This window comes from Nitrospirota bacterium (genome assembly GCA_040757335.1).
Lineage (GTDB): Bacteria > Nitrospirota > Nitrospiria > 2-01-FULL-66-17 > 2-01-FULL-66-17 > JBFLXB01.
In genome coordinates this window covers 13709-32342 of sequence record JBFLXB010000004.1, presented here as the reverse complement: position 1 = coordinate 32342, position 18634 = coordinate 13709, and the positions used below count along the sequence as shown (strand labels likewise).

The following is an 18634-nucleotide window of genomic DNA, read 5'->3' as shown; positions in this document are numbered from 1 at the left end:
TGCCATGATCATTCGGCCCACGCCGGGACATCGCGCGTCGATTCCACGAAAAAGGGGAAGGCCGGTTGACCTTCCCCTTGATCGATCCTGGTTGAGGTCGTTACCGTTTCGAAAACTGGAAGCGCCGACGGGCGCCCTTCTGCCCATACTTCTTGCGCTCTTTGACCCGCGGGTCCCGACTCAGCAGTCCGTCGGCTTTGAGCCGCGGCCTCAAGGTCCCGTTGACCTCCAGCAGCGCGCGCGCAATGCCGTGGCGGACCGCGCCCGCCTGACCGCTCAACCCTCCGCCCGCGACGTTCACGGACACGTCGTACCGGCCCATCAGGCTGGTGGCTTCAAGCGGTTGTCGCACTTGGAACTTCCACGCGTCGCGAGGGAAATATTCCTCGTAGGGCCGCTGGTTGATCAGAATCATCCCGTTGCCCGGCCGAAGGATCACCCGCGCGACCGCGCTCTTGCGACGTCCGGTTCCGGAGAATGGAGCGGCCATTATGCGCCTCCTTGCTGGCGGGTCTTGAGCGTGAACGGTTGAGGGGCCTGCGCCACGTGCGGGTGCGTCGCGCCCCGGTACACGCGCAGCTTGGTGGCCAAGTGTTTCCCGAGTTTATTCTTGGGGAGCATGCCGTTGATCGCCAGGGTCACGAGCCGCTCCGGTTTCTCTCGGAGCAGGATGCCGGCCGACACTTCCTTGAGCCCCCCGGGATACCCGCTGTGGCGGCGATAGATTTTTTGCCGCAATTTGTCGCCGGTCAGCCGGACCTTGTCGGCGTTGATCACGATCACGTGATCGCCGGTGTCCACGTGCGGGGTGAAAATCGCCTTGTGTTTGCCCCGCAGTAAAATCGCCACCTGCGTGGCCAGCCGTCCCAAAATCTGGCCGTCCGCGTCCACGAGGTGCCAGGCCGCCTTCACGTCGGCCTTCTTCGCTGAAAACGTCTTGCTCATCAGAAACACCCCTGTTCCATCGTCAACCCGAGCTTGCAAAGCAGGTATTAACACAAAAATTGCGGTCGCTTGTCAAGGAGATTCTACCGCCGTCCCAGCCGCTCGTACCCGGGTCCGGAACGTTGCTCCCTTTGATCATTGGCCGGTTTTCTGCTACAAGCGTGCTCGGCCGACTCGGTGACCATTCAATGTCCTCGTTCGTCTACGCCGCGTACAAGATCGTCAAAATCGCCGTCTACCCGCTGAGTTGGATTCTGCTGTTGCTGGTCCTCGCGCTGTTCGGGTTATGGCGCGGCCGCCGCCGATTGCTGCAAACCTGCCTGGTGGCGGCCCTGGTGCTGACGTACGGCCTGTCGCTCCCTCCAGTGGCCCGCACGCTGGCCCGCACGCTCGAGCACCGTTATCCCGAACCCGCCCGGATCGAAAAGCCGCCGGCCAAGCCTTGGTACGACGCGGTCGTGGTCCTCGCGGGAGGCGTCAGTCGACGGGGCGGCTTGCGCGCCGAGGACCAGCTCCAGCCGGCGTCGCTCGAACGGCTGCTCTGCGGTCGAAGCCTGGTGACGCAGGGCCTCGCGCCGGTGCTGGTGTTGTCCGGCGGCAACGCGGACCCGTTCGCCGATTACACCCCCGAAGCCGAGATCATGGCCCGCACGCTGCAGACGTTCGGGCCTTCGCCCGCGACGATCGAGATCGAATCCCGCTCCCGAACCACTTACGAAAACGCGGTGGAGACGAAGAAGCTCCTGGGGGCACGCGTGCGCATTGCCCTCGTCACGTCCGCCCTCCACATGCCGCGTGCGATGGCGCTGTTCAAACAGCATGGGTTTGAGCCCGCGGCGTTCCCCTGCGGATACCTCGCAGGCGCGCGCGAATCCGGGATCAAAGAATACCTTCCGGATATCCGGAACCTGCACCACAGCACGCGCGCGATCAACGAATGGGTGGGCTTGTGGCTCTACGACTTGGCAGGGAAGGCCGCGTCGGACTAGCCGAGGTCACTCCGCAGGCGGTCGAGAACGACCGTGCCCGCCGCCACCCCTGAACGGCAGGGCCTCCCACTGGGCCTTCAGGTCGGGGTGCTGGGCCAAAAACGCGTTGACGGCGTCTTGATCGCTGAACACCTCGCGCTTGCGGGCGTTGTACTCCTCGGTGGTGAGGCCGTATTTCTTCAGGATACTCGCGACCGTCTGATCGATCTGCGCCACCATCGCCTCCCGCTCACTGGGAGGCGGGCTGCCGGCCCCAGGTCCCATGGTGGAGAAAAACTCCTTCATCGCGGCGCCGATCTCGATCTGAATCCGCACATAGCGCTCCAACTCCGACATCGTGTTCGTCGGATCGGCTGCGACAGCGGCGCCAACCAGCGCGAAGATCACCCATCCCGCGAGAAACGCGTTGCGTAACCACCGACCGGTCATCGAACCCTCCTTTTCTGCGCCGGGGATCCGCGGAAGACTCCGCGTCCCCGCGGTCGCTACCCGCCCCGCAAGGACCCGCCGGTTGCGGCGGCCGGAATCGCAAGGGACACGAGCACCACCTGGTACCAGAGCGGAAGCCACCCCCGGAACGCGAGCATCCACGTCAGGCCGAGCACCACCATGACCGCCCCCAGGACCACCGCGTGAGCGATCGGCGCGCGACGAGCGACCCTGGCGGTGACGTACCCCGCCGCAATCATGAGCGCGACGTCCGAGCCCAACAGGGCGAGGAGCCATCCGGGATGCGGAAACACGTCTTCGCCGGGTGCGGGCAATATTTGGGGGGAAAAATACCGGATCAACCAGAACTTTGACGCAATGGACACGGCCAACAGAAAATAGCCGGCCAACACCGCCGCCGCGCTCCGGGTCATGCCCTCCTCGATCAGTGTGGTCGCCGTCATGGAATGGCCTTCGGAATGGCCATTGAACCGGCCGCATCCTACGGCAAGCCCCACGTCGGGTCAAGCGGAGGCGCGTGTTATCGCCTAATCGCGAACTCGACAACCGTGTGGCACTTGTCGCAACGCGGCCCGAGCGCCCCGTCGTGGAGGTCGTCGTTGCGGTGGCAAACGCCGCAGACGGTCGGAGTCCTGGTCGTGAAGAGCGGCCGGATGTGGCACTCCGTGCACTTGACCTTCCCGTGCGCTCCTTGCAGGGCGTAGCCGGTCTCCTTGCGATGATCGAAGTCTTTCCGCTCCCACGTTCGGTCGGTATGGCAGCGCTCGCACTTCGTGCCGAACTTCCCTTTGTGGTCGTCGTCCTTCTTGTGGCACTCAAAACAGACCTTCGTCGTATCGGCGAACAGTTGCGTCCGATGGCACGTCTTACACTCGACCGGCTCATGCTTGCCTCTGAGCGGAAATTCGGTCTTCTGGTGGTCGAAGGTCGGCGCCTTCTTCCAGGTCTTGGCGTCGTGACAGGTCTCGCAGCGATTTCCGAGCTTGTCCTTGTGTACATCATCCTTGCGATGGCAGCCGATGCACGTGGTCGGCGTCTGGTCCAGTTTGGGCGTGGTGTGACACGCAAGGCACTCTGTCTCGCGGTGTGTGTCGAGGAGCCGAAAGTCGGTCTTGTTGTGGTCGAAGGTCGGCTTCTTCCAGTCGCGTTCCGTGTGGCACGTCTCGCACTTCAAGCCCAAGATATTCTTGAATTGTTTGTTCTTGTGGGGGTCATCGGCTTTGTGACACCCAGCGCATTCCATCGGAATGTTCTGGTACCGCTCGCCCGCGTGACACTGATCGCACCCGACCTCGACGTGCTTCCCCACGAGCGGATAGCGCGTCTTGGAGTGGTCGAAGCGAAACTTTTTCCAGTCGGCAGTGGTATGGCAGTCGGCACACTGCATGCCCAGATTCCCTTTGTGACGGTCGTCTTTCTTGTGACAGGTGTAGCAGACCTGCGGAGTTTCTTGGAGCCTGGGGGTTTTGTGACAGTCTAAACATTTCGTGTCGCGGTGCCTTCCCGTCAGGGGGTAGTCCGTCTTGTCGTGGTTAAAGATGATCGATGTTTTCCAATCCCGGTCGGTGTGACACGATTCGCACTTCTCGCCCAAGATGTCCTTGTGCGGGTCGGCCTTCTTGTGGCACGCCACGCACGCGGTAGGAGTCTGTTTGACGTCCAACTCCTTGGTATGACACTGCTCGCACTTGACCGGCTCATGCTTCCCGTCGAGCGGGAAGTCGGTCTTGTCGTGGTCAAAACGGATTTCTTTCCACGAGGTATCGACGTGGCACTGCTCGCATTCCTTTCCCAGCGTGCCTTTGTGGTAGTCGTCGTCCTGATGGCATCGGTAGCACACCCGCGGAGTCTCGCGAAATTTGGGCTTCTGATGGCATTTGTCGCACGCGACCTCCAGGTGTTTGCCCGCAAGCGGGTACTCGGTCTTATGGTGGTCGAATGTTTTCTTATCGAACGTGACCAACTGGAAGGCGCGGCCCTTGTGCTCGCTGTGACAGACCTCGCACTTGGCGGTGTCGGTCTTCCCGTGAAACCCGCGCGTGTTCGCCAGGTCTGCACCGACCTCTTTGTGGCAGATGACACACTTGGGTTGGAACGACCTGCCCAGGGCGGCGTGGCACTCGAAGCACTTCTCCTCGACCTTGACGTGCGGCTCGGCCACCTTACCGGGCATCACGCCCTTGAACAGGCTGATGCCATAGGCCATGGCGGGCCAAACCGAAACCAGCAGGAGGAGCAGGAGAAGCGGGCGACCAGCCCGCCCAGGGATCAGCCGCACACGGTTAGAATAGCAGGACCGCCGTCAGGTGGAAGACGACGGTGACAACCAGCACGACGAGCAGCGGCAGGTGCAAGTGGTGCCAGAACCGAAACGCGCGCTCCGTGGCCTCGACCAATGCGATGCGCTTCTCAAACCCGGTCTTGACCGCCAGCCCCTGAAGGCCCCCCACCTCCAGCATCCCGCGTTGCTGGGGCTTGAGGTCGCGGCGCATCAGCAATCCGGCCTTGAACTCTTCGGCAGCCTGCCGGAGAATGGCGCGCTCGAGCACGTCCAGCTTCGCCAGCAGGTAGAACGATTTCGCTACGCCGACGTCCTTTACGGCGGTTCGGACCTCGAAGAATTGTTGGATCTTGTCCAGCAGTTTCTGCGGCACTCCGCTCTGACCCGCGACTTCGAGATCAATCAGGCTCCGCTGCTTTTCGATCTGTCTGAGGCCAGCGCGTTCGCCGCCGAGCGTCTGCAGTACGTGGCCGTGAATGTATTTACCGAAGAGCCCGCTGCCCACGACGATCAGCATGCTGTAAATTGCGACGCCCGAGTTCGGCGCCAGAACGTTGAACGTGGCATGGTACATGATGAACGTGGGGCCCGCCAGGCAGAGCGCGATGTGCGCCGAGAGCCAGCCCGAGAGTTTGCCGACTTTCTTGAAGCGCGCCGCGCGTTTGCGGAGCGAGTACATCCCGGCTCCAACCAGCATACAGACAAGCCCCGTGATGCCGAGTGCGATGCCGAACGGGGACTTCGAGGCATACGGTTCGTACGTCATCACGTACAGCGGCCCCACGCCCCAGATCAGAGCAAAGCCCACATACTTGAAAGTCTCGAGTACACCCGACGACGGCCGCATCCACTGCAGACGGATCGGCGCGGCCTCAGCTGACGACAGTGTGGCATCCATATCCTGAGTCCTTTCAGTTCACACGAGTGCGCTCACATCGTGATCTTCAATTCGGCTCCGTCCACGCGCACGGGATACACTTGGGCCTCGAACCCCGGATGGTCATCGGCCTCGCCGGTCTTCAGCGAAAACTCCCACTCGTGCGTGGGGCACACGAGCGTGCAGTCCTTAATTTCGCCGTCACACAGCGGATTGCCCTCGTGCGGACATTCGTTGTTGATCGCGTAATACGTCCCGCCCTGGTTGATCAACACGACCTTCGCGCCATTTACCGCCACGAGTTTGCGTTGACCGGGACCGACTTCGCTGACCTTCGCCACCGCATATTCCCTCGCCATCTCCGTTCCTCCCTGTTCGTTGTCCCTATCCGCCCCCTGCGGGAGCGCACTCCTAAAACAGCAGCGTCACATTCAGGCGAGAAAAGATCGCCGTGCGTCCGGGCTCGTGAAATCGGTTCTCGATCGTGTACTCGCCCTCGGCCGTCACGGAGAGAAACCTCGCGGGCGCCACGTCGAGCACCAACCCGGGGACGTACCGCATCGAGTCACCCGTCCCCCCGTTCTTAAAATTGGTGTACTCCACGCGCGCCTTGAGTTGCAGCGTCGTGGCCGGGGCGATGCGCTCCCCGGCCGTGAGCGAGAGTGTATCCGTCGCGAGATCGGAGCCGTCTTGGAAAATGACCAACACCGACGCCGAGTCGGGAAGACGCCAGGCGTTGTATTGCGCCAGGTACCCGGAGAGGCGGTTGAACGTGGTTCGAATCCGACTTCCGTCCGCCTGTGTGATGCGGCTCGTGGTGTACGCGTAATCCGCGGTCGAGGTCCAGTGCTCATCGATCGTCCATCGAACGCCTACCCGCGTGTCCGTCGAATCAATCGTGTGGAGCTGTGCCAAATTGCGGACCGCGTCTTCACCAACCAGGTCCACGAATTCCTCCAGGGATCCGATTCCGGGGGTGATTGCCGTCGGATCCTGGAGCGCGGTACTCATCTGCAGGTAGGGGTCGTTTCGGATATCCTGCGCGACCGCGATATGAAGCGATTCCTTCAACGCGTAATCCAGGGAGAGAAACCGATCGTTGAACTCGCCGAAACTCGTGTCGTAGTCGAGGTTCCCATTGAACCCAAAACGACCCCAGACTCCTTGAATATTTCCGCCGACGGCTTGCCGGTCCACGACACTCCCGGCCGTCTGCTGTACCGCGTAGACGCGGCCGGTGGAGCCGCTGAGGTCCGCCACGCTGACGCCAGCTTCGTAAAACCGCGTATCCGTCGAAAACGCGCCGCTGGTCGACAGATCCACTGGAAATCCCGCCGCCGCATTCAGCGCCACCGTAGGTATCACCCGGTAATGGATCTCCGCGCCGTCATACCGCGTTGAGAGCGATCCCGGGGTGGAGGGTTGCCGTCCTGCCCGCACCGAGAAGGTATCCACCGCGTTGCGCCAGTCGCCGTAGAGCTTCTGGAGACGGGCACGATCATTGCGACTGTCTTCCAAGTCGAACGATCGAAGCCCGCTGAAGACCAGTTTGCCCTGGCCGGCGTCGAGATTGCGCACCTGGGCGTCCAGACGCGTGGTCACCCGGTTCAACGTGGTCAACGGATCGGGCGTCAGGTCCTTGCCAAATTCGTAATCCGTGGACAAGGCCCCGACCATTCGGACCGCTTGCGCCGGTTTCGGCCGCGCCGCCTTTTCGAGCAGACGGAGCCGATCATCGGCGTCCGGCGCGTTGGGATGGTCGGGAAAGTTGGTGAGAAATCGTTTGTACTCCGAGATGGCCTCGATCGAACGACCCTCCAGCTCGTAGGTCCTCGCGATGAGCCACTGCACCTGCGCGAGGTCGTTCTCGCCAGGGTACTGGGAGATGATCTGCATCAAAACACGCCGGGCTCTGACGTAGTCGCCGTTCAGCAACGCCGACTCACCGTTCTTGTACGCGGCCTCGATCTCGGCGTTGGCGAACCTCGGCGACGGGGGGACTCGCCTGCTCGCGCCCCCGCATCCTTGAAGGAGGATCGTTACGCTCAGCACCGTCACCGCCCACCACCCGATTCCGCGCCTCGCGTTAGAACCGATACCCCGCATGCTCGTGACAGTTGGCGCAGTTCGCGTTGACCTGCAGGCTGACGTTCTTGTGGTGGTCTACGGGGTCGTAGTCGCGCTTGTGGCAGTTGGAACAGAACCCGAATTGCACCCCGTCGCGATAAAACACCGAGGTGAACGCCTGGGGGTGACAGATCTTGCAGTCCAGGCCCGCGTGCCCGCCGATCAAGCGGGGATTGTCGTGACTCGTGTACGTCGCCGGCGTCCACCCCGTGGTGCGATGGCACTGATCACACTGCGCGGTCGTCGCCAGATGACCGGAGGGTTTGCCCGTGGCGGTCCGCCCGTTGTGGCAGGTATCGCACCGGCCTGCGGTCGTCGCCGCGTCGTGACGGAACGTCGCCCCCGCAAAACTCGTCGTGGTATGGCACTGATCGCACTGCGCGGTGGTGACAATGTGTCCGGAGGGCTTACCCGCGGCGGTCCGCCCGTTGTGGCACGTGTCGCACCGGCCTGCCGCCGTCGCATCGTGCTGGAATCCCGCGCCGGCAAAACTCCTGGTATTGTGGCACTGATCACACTGCGCGGTGGTCGCAAGGTGCCCAGAGGGTTTACCCGCGGCGGTCCGTCCGTTGTGGCACGTGTCGCACCGGCCCGCGGTCGTGGCATCGTGCTGAAATCCCGCGCCGGCGAAACTGGTGGTGGTGTGGCAGGTGCCGCACTCCGCGGTGGTGGCGATGTGGCCGGCCGGCTTGCCCACGGCTCGCTGGCCGTTGTGGCAAGTACTGCACAACCCGCCGGTCATCGCAGGGGTATGGACGAAACTCGCGCGGCTCCAGTCGGTGGTGTCGTGGCACGCGTCGCACCCGCCCGCGGCTGCGGCAGTCCGTTGATCGACCACATGTCTGGCGGGCGCTTTGTGGCAGGACCCGCACTGCGTAGGCAGGCTCTCGTACCGGCCGCCAGTGTGGCAGGCCTCGCATTCCAACCGCTGGTGTTGCCCGGTAAGCGGAAACAGGGTCCGGTCGTGGTTGAATACTTGCCCTGGAGGCGCGGCCTGTCCAGCCAACGCCCCGTGGATGACCCAGATCAGGAGTCCAATAATCGCGGAGATTGCGAGTCGCGTGCCCCAACGTCCTGCATATGGACTTTCTATCATGTAGGCGCTCCCGGCGCTCTCAATATCGGCTATACCCCGCCGCTCTTACACAGCGCGGCGTTAGAGTTTGAGTAGCAAAGTTTATACCAACGCGGGCAACCTGTCCTGCGCGTACGCGAGTCCTCAGAAACAGACCAATTACGTTGAGGATTACGTTTCCGATACAGGAGCGGGTAGACCCGTTCCAGGTTCCGTCCCAACTTCTTCTGCCCGAAATCCAGCACGGTCAGGCCAACTTCCCTGTATGCATTGATCAAAGGTTCGTTCCAGTTCCTGTGCCAGTACCCGTATCGTTCGGATCAGGGCCTGTCCATGTGCCAGTACCGGTGTCAGTGAATGTATTGGGCATCCCGGTCTGGATGTTCGTGGCCGTCAGATCTCCGTCAGCAGTGACTCTGCTGTCAACCGCGTTTACATCGGTGGCTGTGGCGGTATCAGTGGCCGTGGCATTCCCTGTGGCAGTGGCCGTGCCAGTGGCCGTCCCCGGACCCCCCGCTCCGGTTCCGGTGGCTGTGGCGGTGTCAAGGCCTGTTCCGGTGTCCGTACCAGTGGCTGTTCCCTCAGCGGTATTGGGGTCGGTGGCTGTCAGGGTGGCGGTGGCGTTCCCGTCACCAGTCGCGGTGGCCGTGGCAGTGCCTGGCCCCCCGGTCCCGGTTCCCGTAGCCGTCGCCGTGTCGAGGCCCGTCCCCGTCGCCGTGTTGGTCCCGGTGCCGTCGACCGTATTCGGGTCGGTGGCGGTGTCGGTAGCCGTGGCATTCCCATCACCGGTCGCAGTCGCGGTCGCGGTGCCAGGTCCCCCGGTTCCGGTGCCCGTAGCCGTCGCTGTGTCGAGACCGGTACCCGTGGCGGTTCCAGTACCCGTTCCGTCATCACCGCCTCCAGTCGCCGTGGCGGTCGCCGTATTGGGGCCAGTCCCAGTGGCCGTGGCGGTGGTGTCCGCATCACCGTCACCATCAGCTTTAAATGCCAAGGCCGACCCGGAACTCCCATCATCGCTTGCGCAGCCAAACGCCACCATGATCGTCGCGAACACAGTTCCCACCCGCAACACCCGTGACCTCCACGTCCCTTCCTCCTGGTCGGCTTCTTCACCAGCGAGCCGAAGGTAGGTCGCAGCAGCTCCCTGCCAGGATTCGTTAGTCATGGCCTTCTCCTCTTCGGTAAAGTTGGTTCATGAACGTCGAGCAGCCCTATCGTTCTGACGGCGCAACCACGGCATCGATCCATTTTGAGGTACTGGACCGAGCGTGGATGCCGAGCTTGGAAACCCTGATCCCACCTGAAAGCCCAGCAACAAGCGGCTCCAATACCAAGGGCAATTCTGCGGGCGCTGGCCGTGCGGCAGGATTTCGATCCAGCATCCTCAAAATGAGGTCCCCAAGGGGCGCAGGAATGCCCTTCGGAAACGGACCGGGCGCATCAACCAGTTGCGGGAAGCGGACCCCGGGATCGGTGTTGTCCCGAGCTGCGGGAGCGCGAACGAAGGGCCGCCGTCCAGTGGCTGCATGATACAGAGTCGCCCCCAGGCCCCACATATCCGTTGCAGTGCCCATGCATCCCACAAAGGACTTTGGATCGCACTGCTCCGGAGCCATATAGGCGTCGGTGCCTATTGGGGCCCGGAGCAGCTTGGCGCTCTCCGCGGATCGAGCGATGCTCAAGTCGATCAACCGAGGCGGTATGCCCATCATGATGTTGCCGGGCTTCACATCCAGGTGAACAAAGCCCTCGACTGAAAGGTAGTGCAGAACCGCTGCCATATGCAGAGCGAGCGGGAGAAGTTGTTCGAGCGGAAGTTGCCCGTGTCGATTGATCAGCCTGTCGAGAGTGGGACCTTCGATATGCTCGAGCAAGATGTGGGGATAGGAACCCGCGACAACGGTTCCGAAGCTCCGCACGAGGACCGGATGAGCCAGTCTTTCGAGCACCTCAGCCTCGCGCCTGAGTTCATCCAGTGCCCGGGCATCCTCGGCTTGGTCCGGACGTAGGATCTTGGCCACCATGAGCGCAAAAAGCCTTTCATCCCAGACCAGGTAGACCTCGTACCGGCTTCCCCCGCCAAGCCGCTTGACGACCCAGCGTCCGTCCGCGATCGATGCGCCCGGTTCAAGGTTCCAGCGCGCGTACTTGGGCTTTGGCTGTTCTTCCCGCTCTCCTTGCTCGCCCCTCTTGCTGCTATGCGCCCACATTTGAAATGTGATCCGGTGAAACGTGATCCGGCAGCCTCACGCTAAACGAATACCGCCTCCCGCTCCACAACGGCCCCGCCGAGGGCTACTCTTGGAGATCCCTTCAGGAACGTCACGAGCGCGTCTCCGCCATCATCGCGGCTCTCCTATCCGCTGCTGTCCTCAAACTCCACCTTCACCGCCGTCAGAACACCGTCGGCATCCAACGTCCCTTCCACCTCCAGTCGCACACCGTTCGCCACGTCGATGGCCGAGCCATGTTCGTACACGGTGGCGGCAGTGGTCAGGACGAGAATGCCGTTCACCTTAAAGGGCTGATCAAGCGAGCTGAACTCCGTCACAAAGCCCTCGATCTCCACATGATCACCTTCCTCGCCCAGGGAGTCGGAGAAGGGGCTCTTCACCGCGACCTCACTGGCCTGGATGGCCCCGCCCGACGGAGGTTGTTTGCTCTCCACTTCCACGAACAGACCATTTTCCAGCACGCCATTGGGAGAATTTTCAAGTTTCAGCTCGGCCCCGGTGTATTGCACTACCAGGGGAGTTGTCGCTGCTCCAATCACAAAAGTTTTCGACGTGGTATCCAGGTTCCGGATAGTCCCCTTGATCTCGAGTTCCCCGACAGCATTAAAGTCGTCCCCTTTGAACGCGATTCGGGTGGCCAGAATATTTCCGTTGGCATCCACCAGACCACTGACCTCCACCATCTCGCCTTGGCTCAGCTCACTCAGAGCGTTAAACCCGTCAAAAACCGTGGAGGTATTCACGACCACTGTCTGACGCAGCACTGTCAATTGATTTCCCGCGTCCACGCTATCTACGGGGCCTTCCAGGTTGTCTTCGAAGGCCACGCTGGTGGCCACGCCGGTGAGGCCGTCCGGGCTGAAGTTCCCACGCACGACCACCACCATCCCCAACTTCAGACTGCGATTGGGATCGCCTGAATCGTCATCCACGCCCTCCAAGGTCACGGTGGCGTTGGAGATGTCCAGCTCGGCGCCATTCACAAAAATGCTGCCGAATCCCGTAATGGGGCCCACGGTGACTCCCGTGCCGCCGATGCCGCCGCCCGAAAACGTGCTATTGTCGGCGCTACAGGAGACCAGGACCGCTATGGGCAGCACCAGAACTAACATCCTCTTCAAAAACATGCGCGTCATTTTCCCCTTCCTCCCTCCGGGAACTCTTCTTCAAAATAATAAATACCGATGCCGCCACGCTTTCGCCCTGTCCCCTGGGCGGAAGGATTCAGGTCTCGGTCATGTTGTGAAAGCCATCGGTCCATCTCTTCCAAGAGGGCCTGCGCTCGCTCGCGGGTGCGCTCTCTCAGTTGCGGCAGGACTTCTTCGGGCAGGTTGTCATAGGCGACCTTGCGTTGAAAGAGGGCCTCGGTCTCCCCGGCGCGAAGATTATGGTCGATGGTGCGAACCAGATCCGATACATCCGTTCCCAGAATGCTGAGTTTCTCTGTCTCCTCCCTGCGTGGGACATAGGCACGGGCCAGAAGGCGGACCTTGCCCTCCCCCCGACGCCCCACCAGGCCGTTTCGCAACAGCTCGTCCAAGACCGCCCGGGCCGGTACATCCCCGCTGAACCGCCGGACCAACTCGGCGAAGGTGGCCCCGGTTCCTTCCACGGACAAAACGGCCGGGTTTCCCTGTCCGTCGGAAAAGGCCTCGTCTCGGACCCAGCCGGTCACTACCCGAGCCGCCCGGTTGTAGCGCCCGACAGCCTCCGCGTCATCCGGGATGGGCAGATGCCTGACGCGCCCCACTTCCTTGCGGGATAGACCGGTCAGGATGGACACCCTGGAAACGGACTGTTTTCGCCCGGGCAATCCGAACTCCTCCATGGCCACTTCTACATAGACCCGTTTCGCCAGGTCTGAAAACACTCCGAAGGAAACGTGGTTCCTCAGCAGGATGCGAATTACGGGGCGAAGCAACTTTCGAATCGCGGCCGAAAGGGCCTGGCTCATGTCCTTTTTCATATTTGGGAATATAATCCCAAATTTTGTCCCAGGCAAGAACTTTTTTTAGACAATCCAAAATCTTATTTAACGCGTTGAAACTATTAGCATGTTTCTTAATACGACGTCCGAATCCCTGGAGATGTCGGGCAAAAACTTGAGCGTTATCTTCTTCGTAACGACACGAGTGGCCTGTTTGCGGCGTCAGCGGGAGTCCCAAGGTAGTTGTTCCCCGGGACAGAACGCAGAGGTGGGATCTCCTCAGGTACTGGTCAGGACTCTTGGGAATGGGCCTGCGGGCTAGCCCCAAGACGACCGAGGCGCGCGACAACCTCCGTCTCGGTCAATTCGTCGATTTCGAACAGTTTTCGCGACGACGCGTGCCCCGCAACGCACCGCACACGGGATGTCGCCACTCCCAGCGACGACGCGAGCAGTTCGCACACGGCTGCGTTGGCCCGCCCCCCTTCGGGCGCCGCGGTGACCGCGACTTTCAAGGCCTTGCCCAGCCAGCCAACGATGCGCGTTGAGGAAGCCTTGGGAATCACTTTCACGGATAGGCGGGACACTGTGCGCTGCGCTTCACATCAATCGAGGTACATCCACTGCTCGAACATGGCGGCCTGGCCCTGGTATCGTCCGTCAGCGTCCACAATCGTCCACACCACGGCGCGCTCGATCAGGAACCGACGTCCGCCGGTCGAGATCCGGACGCCTCGGTACGTATCGGTATAGCCCTGACGTGCCACATCGGCCAGAACGCGCGCACGTTCGCCACGGGCCAGCGGCTCCGCGGTCAGGCGCGACGGCATACGCGTAAATCGCTCCCAATCGGTCTCCCACAGGGTCAGCGCCATCCGGTTCCCGTAGTTGAGGATCGGATCCGACTCGGTCCCGTGCGAGAGGAGGACGAACGGCGCTTCGAACAATTGCCTGGCCAAATCGTTGACATCGCTCGGCCTTGCAACCAAGTCCCGGCCGGTCCAACGAGAAAAGCTCGCTGAGAGCCGCCGAAGATGCTCCGCAAGCGCTCTGCTCATACGGGGCGGCGCTACGCTATTGCTCAGGGAGCGCGACTCCGGCTGGCTGCTACGAGCATCGTTCATCGTAACGTCCGAATGCGCGGTGAACGTCCACGATAGACAGCCACGCCATACCACGTCCCCCCCTCAAAAGTCGAGGTCGGCTGGGTCTGCACCAGATTGCTGAAAACCTGGCAGTTGTCCCTTCGCACCGTCTAGATTCCGGGCGGTGCACTTGCCCCTGAGCCGCCGGTGCCTCGAGCGGCGTCGACGCATCGAAGACGCTTCGATCTGTCCGCGATCCGTGCCTGACACACTGAAACTGTGATCCTGATTACGATTCAGCACCGAGTACATCGTTTCCTGACGACCTGACACCCCTGCCTTGAGATCGGTTCCTGTCGAGAAATCCGACCACTTTCATCGCGCTTTCGACCGATCTTGGGTTGGCACCATCTTTGCTGAGAGCTTCGGTGGTTTTGCGCACTCGCATGTTCAAAGCGCAAAACGCAGACAAGGATCGTGAGGTTCCAGAATCGAACAGAAGGGTGAGCTAGACCGACATGACAACCAGCAGTCCCAGCATTCCACAAAATCTCAAATCGCACCCATCGTCCGTACTGTCTTTGATAGGCGCGCTCCTGTTCGCGGCGCTCGTCGTCTTGGGGTCGGGAACTCCAGTCTTTGCGGCAGACGCCATCTTGTCTTGGGACGCCAACACCGAGCCTGACTTGGCCCGGTACAACGTCCACTACGGAACCAGCTCCGGTTCATACACCACGGTGATTCCTGTTGGTTTGGTGACTTCGTATACCGTCACCGGGCTGGGTCCCGGAACGTACTATTTTGCGGTGACCGCGGAAAACACCGCGGGCGGGCTGAGCGGGTTCTCCAACGAGGTGAGCAAGGTCGTCCCCGACACCACCCCACCCGTGATTTCCGCGGTTGCTGCCAGCGCCATCACCGCATCCGGCACGACGCTGACGTGGGCGACCAACGAAGCGTCGACATCGCTGGCGGAATTTGGGCTCACCACCAGCTACGGGAGTTCAACCGCCCTTGATTCCACGCGGGTGACCGCCCACACCCGGACACTCAGCGGACTATCGGCCGCCACCACCTACCACTATCGGGTGATCAGCACCGATGCCGCCGGCAATACCGCGGTGTCGGCGGACAACACGTTTACCACCGCGTCGGCCGCGGACACCACGCCGCCGGGGCTGTCGAACATCACGTCCGGCTCCGTGACCAGCGCGGCAGCCAGCATCACGTGGGTCACCAACGAAGCCGCGACCACGCAGGTCGATTACGGCACCACCACGGCCTACGGCGCCTCGACCACGCTCGACGCCACGCTCGTCACCGCTCACAGCGCCGCGCTCGTCGGTTTGCAGGGCGGCACCACCTATCACTTCCGCGTACGCAGCGCGGACGCGGCCGGCAACGTCGCGGTCTCCGGCGATGCCACCTTTACGACGCTTGCGGCGCCGGATACCACGGCGCCCACCATCTCCGGCGTGGTCGCCAGTTCCACGGGAGCCACGAGCACCGTGATTACGTGGTCCACGAACGAGCCGTCGACGTCCGTGGTGGACTACGGCCTCGGGACCTCCTATGGATCGTCGTCCACCGACACCACCCTGGTCACCAGCCACAGCAGATCCCTGATCGGACTCACTGCGTCAACGACCTACCACTTCCGCGTCAGGAGCGCGGACGCGGCCGGCAATACGGCGTCGTCAGCCGACTTTGTGTTCACGACATCCGCGCAACCCGACACCACCGCGCCCACGCTCTCAAGCATTGCGTCGGGCTCGGTGACCAACGCGGGCGCGACCATCACCTGGACCACCAACGAGGCTTCCACCACCCAGGTCGACTACGGCACCACCACGGCCTACGGCGCCTCCACCACCCTCAACGCCACGCTGGTCACCGCCCACAGCGCCGCGCTCTCCGGGCTCCAAACCGCAACCACCTACAACTACCGCGTCCGCAGCGCGGATGCGGCCGGCAACGTCGCGGTCTCGACCAATAGGACCTTCACCACGGCCGCCGCGCCCGACACCACCGGCCCCACGATTTCCAACCTGGCTGCGGGAAACGCGACGCCGACGTCCGTCGTGGTGACGTGGTCCACCAACGAGCCGGCGACCTCGTGGGTCGAGTTCGGCCTCACCACGGCCTACGGGCAACAATCTCCGGCCAGCGCGACCCTGGTGTCGAGCCACAGCCAAACGCTCACCGGCTTGACCGCCGGAGCCACGTACCACGTCCGGGCGCAGAGTGCGGATGCCGCTGGCAATGTATCCCGTTCGAACGACCTGACGGTGGTTCTCCCCACGGTCGCGGACACCACAGCTCCCGAGGACGTGCGCCAATTTTCGGCCACCGGAGAGCTTGGCCAGATCAGATTGCGCTGGAACAACCCTCCGGATGCGGATTTCGTCGGCGTGCAGATTCGCTTCCGCCTAGACCGATTCCCCACCGGTCCGACCGACGGGGAGATCCTGGGGGACTTCTCGGGCCAGCCCGGAGAGGCGGGCGAGGCGCTCCACGACGGATTGATCGACGGGGTGACCTACTACTACGCCGCCGCGTCGTACGACTTCTCGGGCAATCGCCAGAACACGGCGTTCGCGTCAGCCATGTCCGGGGCATCTTTGAGCTCGCTCAACGAAGACTCCTCGCCCCAGACAGGGGGTTGCGGAATGATCATCCCGCGCAACGGTGACCCGCCGTCCGGGCCGTGGCAGGCTGCCGATCTGGTGCTGATGGCTCTGGTCGCGATCTACCTGATGCGGCGACGGCTCGTCCGCTGGCCCGCGGCAGGGGCGGTTACGTCTCCGGGTTGACCTCAGCCCACCACGCGGCGCGCCGGGACCGAGTCAGTTCGTCGACCGGATCCCGCAGCGTGAGGACGCAGGTATCCGCGGGCGCGGCCCTGAGCACCACGTCGAATACCATCAATTCGTCGCGGCGAAACGCATGGATGCGGACCGTGTTTCCCGGCGGGTGCGTGCCGACCAGGGCATCCAGGTTTGCCCGCGTGGCCCGCAGCCCGTCGGCCGCAACGATCACGTCACCGGCGGCCAGACCCGCGGCGCGAGCCGCGCCGCCGTCGTAAACCGCGGCCAACGTCGCGTCCGGAGTCTGATCCGCCAAGCGGACTCCGAGTGTCGACCTGGCTGGGCGGGGGTTGGCGACTGGCTTCCCGCCCTTGTCCTGCTCCGACTCCGCCGGCCGCAACGCGAGGTCGATGCCGAACGCCGCAAACAGCTCGGAGAGCGGCAGGTCCTCGGCGCTCCGCAGCGCGTGATCAAAAAACGCCCGTAGATCAAGCCCCGACACGTCCGAGGCGATCCGCTCCACGCCGTCTTCGGGAACGCCGATGCCGGTCTTGCCGTACCGTTCCCACAACGCCCGCATGATGTCGTCCAGCGACCGAGTGTTCGCGGTCTCACGTCGAATGGTGAGATCGAGCGCCAACGCGACCAACGCCCCCTTGGTGTAATAGCTGACCACGGCGTTCGGGGTATTTTCATCGGGTTTGTAGAATTTGATCCACGCGTCGAAGCTCGACTCTTCCACGGTCTGCTTGAACCGCCCGGCCCCACGCAGCAGTCGCGTGATGGTTTGACCCAACAGCTCCAAGTAGCTCGTCGGCGTGATGCGTTTGGTGCGGACCAGCGCCAGCGCGTCGTAGTACGAGGTGATGCCCTCGAACGCCCACAACAGTCGCGTGTACATTTCTCGAGATAGATCGTAGGGCACGAACGCTTGGGGTTTGATCCGCTTCACGTTCCAGGCGTGAAAATACTCGTGGCTTGCCAATGCCAAAAACGTGCGGTACTGGTCGCTGACCTCGGCCTCGCCGGGGTTCGGGAGATCGTTGCGCGAGCACAGCAGGCTGGTGGAGGCCCGGTGCTCGAGCCCTCCATAGCCGTCACCGACCGCGTGGATCAGGAACACGTACCGATCGAATGGTGCGGGTTCTCCGAACATCCGAATGTGGTGTTCACAGACGGCTTGCAGATCTCGGCCGAGGCGCTCGACGTCCGCGCGGTGGCGCCCCGTGAGCACCACATCGTGCGGGACCCCGCACGCCGTGAACGACGCCAGGGCAAAGTTCCCCATCTCGACCGGATGGTCGACTAGTTCGTAGTAGTCCGCTGCGCAATAGCCGCCGAACCCGTACGGGTCCGCACCGCTTCGGCGCATCGCGGTCGCGATGCGCCAGTCGCGCGCCCCGCCAGGCGGTGGCGCGATCTCCACGGCGCACGGCCGGTGCTCTTGTCCCTCGACCATCAAAAACACGCTGGTGCCGTTGAAGTAGCCCCGCGTCGTGTCGAGGTACGCGGTGCGAACCGACAGGTCCCACGCGTACACGCGGCACACGATGATCAAGGGACCACTGACCGGGTCGCAGCGCCAGCTGGCCTTGTCGAGCTTGATCACGTGAACCGGCCGACCCTGTGACCGCGCGTGGAGCGTCACCACGTGACGGGCGAAGTCCCGGATGAGATAGCTGCCGGGAATCCAAGTCGGCAGGGCCACGCGCTGGCCGTTCGGGTCCGGGTCGGGAATCGTACACGTCACCTCGAACAGGTGAGCGGCGGGGTCGACGGGCTCGATACGGTATCGAATCGGATCGGACGCGGGCACGGCGCGATTGTAGCAGAAACC

At 62.7% G+C, this 18634-nt stretch carries 18 protein-coding genes; 2 read left to right on the top strand and 16 right to left on the bottom strand.

Annotated features, from left to right (window positions below; genetic code table 11):
• Nucleotides 1–100: 100 nt before the first annotated feature.
• A complete protein-coding gene (gene rpsI, locus AB1451_03760; GenBank protein MEW6682027.1) occupies nt 101–490 on the bottom strand; it encodes a 30S ribosomal protein S9 in 390 nt (129 codons plus the stop codon).
• Nucleotides 490–945, bottom strand: coding sequence for a 50S ribosomal protein L13 (gene rplM, locus AB1451_03755; protein ID MEW6682026.1), 456 nt, complete (start codon nt 943–945; stop codon nt 490–492). Before rplM ends, rpsI begins: the two co-directional genes overlap by 1 nt.
• A gap of 188 nt (nt 946–1133) precedes the next feature.
• Between rplM and AB1451_03750 the strand changes: the two genes are divergently transcribed.
• The gene (locus AB1451_03750; GenBank protein MEW6682025.1) at nt 1134–1934 is read left to right on the top strand and encodes a YdcF family protein; all 801 of its coding nucleotides are present in this window, start codon (nt 1134–1136) and stop codon (nt 1932–1934) included.
• A gap of 6 nt (nt 1935–1940) precedes the next feature.
• Here the strand turns inward: AB1451_03750 and AB1451_03745 are convergent, their stop codons facing one another.
• The 13 genes from AB1451_03745 to AB1451_03685 all read right to left on the bottom strand — a co-directional run bounded on the left by AB1451_03745 (nt 1941) and on the right by AB1451_03685 (nt 13963).
• Entirely contained in the window at nt 1941–2363 is a 423-nt protein-coding gene (locus AB1451_03745) for a DUF4168 domain-containing protein (protein ID MEW6682024.1), read from the bottom strand.
• A 56-nt stretch (nt 2364–2419) separates the two neighbouring features.
• Nucleotides 2420–2827: a hypothetical protein gene (locus AB1451_03740; protein MEW6682023.1), complete on the bottom strand. Its 408-nt coding sequence runs from the start codon at nt 2825–2827 to the stop codon at nt 2420–2422.
• 77 nt (nt 2828–2904) lie between these two features.
• Nucleotides 2905–4590 carry a cytochrome C gene (locus tag AB1451_03735; GenBank protein MEW6682022.1) on the bottom strand — a complete coding sequence of 562 codons (1686 nt, stop codon included), beginning with the start codon at nt 4588–4590 and terminating at the stop codon, nt 2905–2907.
• A 76-nt stretch (nt 4591–4666) separates the two neighbouring features.
• The gene (locus tag AB1451_03730) at nt 4667–5563 is read right to left on the bottom strand and encodes a hypothetical protein (protein ID MEW6682021.1); all 897 of its coding nucleotides are present in this window, start codon (nt 5561–5563) and stop codon (nt 4667–4669) included.
• 32 nt (nt 5564–5595) lie between these two features.
• The gene (locus AB1451_03725) at nt 5596–5901 is read right to left on the bottom strand and encodes a Rieske 2Fe-2S domain-containing protein (GenBank protein ID MEW6682020.1); all 306 of its coding nucleotides are present in this window, start codon (nt 5899–5901) and stop codon (nt 5596–5598) included.
• Nucleotides 5902–5953: 52 nt separating this feature from the next.
• Nucleotides 5954–7594, bottom strand: coding sequence for an outer membrane protein assembly factor BamD (gene bamD / locus AB1451_03720; protein ID MEW6682019.1), 1641 nt, complete (start codon nt 7592–7594; stop codon nt 5954–5956).
• A 34-nt stretch (nt 7595–7628) separates the two neighbouring features.
• The gene (locus tag AB1451_03715; GenBank protein MEW6682018.1) at nt 7629–8765 is read right to left on the bottom strand and encodes a cytochrome c3 family protein; all 1137 of its coding nucleotides are present in this window, start codon (nt 8763–8765) and stop codon (nt 7629–7631) included.
• 253 nt (nt 8766–9018) lie between these two features.
• Nucleotides 9019–9909, bottom strand: a complete 891-nt coding sequence (locus tag AB1451_03710) for a hypothetical protein (GenBank protein ID MEW6682017.1) — start codon at nt 9907–9909, stop codon at nt 9019–9021.
• 46 nt (nt 9910–9955) lie between these two features.
• Nucleotides 9956–10954, bottom strand: coding sequence for a serine/threonine-protein kinase (locus AB1451_03705; GenBank protein MEW6682016.1), 999 nt, complete (start codon nt 10952–10954; stop codon nt 9956–9958).
• 146 nt (nt 10955–11100) lie between these two features.
• A complete protein-coding gene (locus AB1451_03700) occupies nt 11101–12114 on the bottom strand; it encodes a DUF5666 domain-containing protein (GenBank protein MEW6682015.1) in 1014 nt (337 codons plus the stop codon).
• A complete protein-coding gene (locus AB1451_03695) occupies nt 12111–12932 on the bottom strand; it encodes a DUF6502 family protein (protein ID MEW6682014.1) in 822 nt (273 codons plus the stop codon). The genes AB1451_03700 and AB1451_03695 overlap by 4 nt, the downstream gene beginning before the upstream one ends.
• A gap of 263 nt (nt 12933–13195) precedes the next feature.
• Entirely contained in the window at nt 13196–13492 is a 297-nt protein-coding gene (locus AB1451_03690) for a DUF167 domain-containing protein (protein MEW6682013.1), read from the bottom strand.
• An 18-nt stretch (nt 13493–13510) separates the two neighbouring features.
• Nucleotides 13511–13963, bottom strand: a complete 453-nt coding sequence (locus tag AB1451_03685) for an MEKHLA domain-containing protein (protein ID MEW6682012.1) — start codon at nt 13961–13963, stop codon at nt 13511–13513.
• Nucleotides 13964–14571: 608 nt separating this feature from the next.
• Here AB1451_03685 and AB1451_03680 point away from each other — a divergent pair.
• The gene (locus AB1451_03680) at nt 14572–16803 is read left to right on the top strand and encodes a fibronectin type III domain-containing protein (protein ID MEW6682011.1); all 2232 of its coding nucleotides are present in this window, start codon (nt 14572–14574) and stop codon (nt 16801–16803) included.
• On the opposite strand, the gene AB1451_03675 is transcribed toward AB1451_03680, so the two are convergent.
• Entirely contained in the window at nt 16787–18613 is a 1827-nt protein-coding gene (locus tag AB1451_03675; GenBank protein ID MEW6682010.1) for a PDZ domain-containing protein, read from the bottom strand. The two genes, AB1451_03680 and AB1451_03675, sit on opposite strands and share 17 nt — an antisense overlap.
• Between the last annotated feature and the right edge of the window lie 21 nt (nt 18614–18634).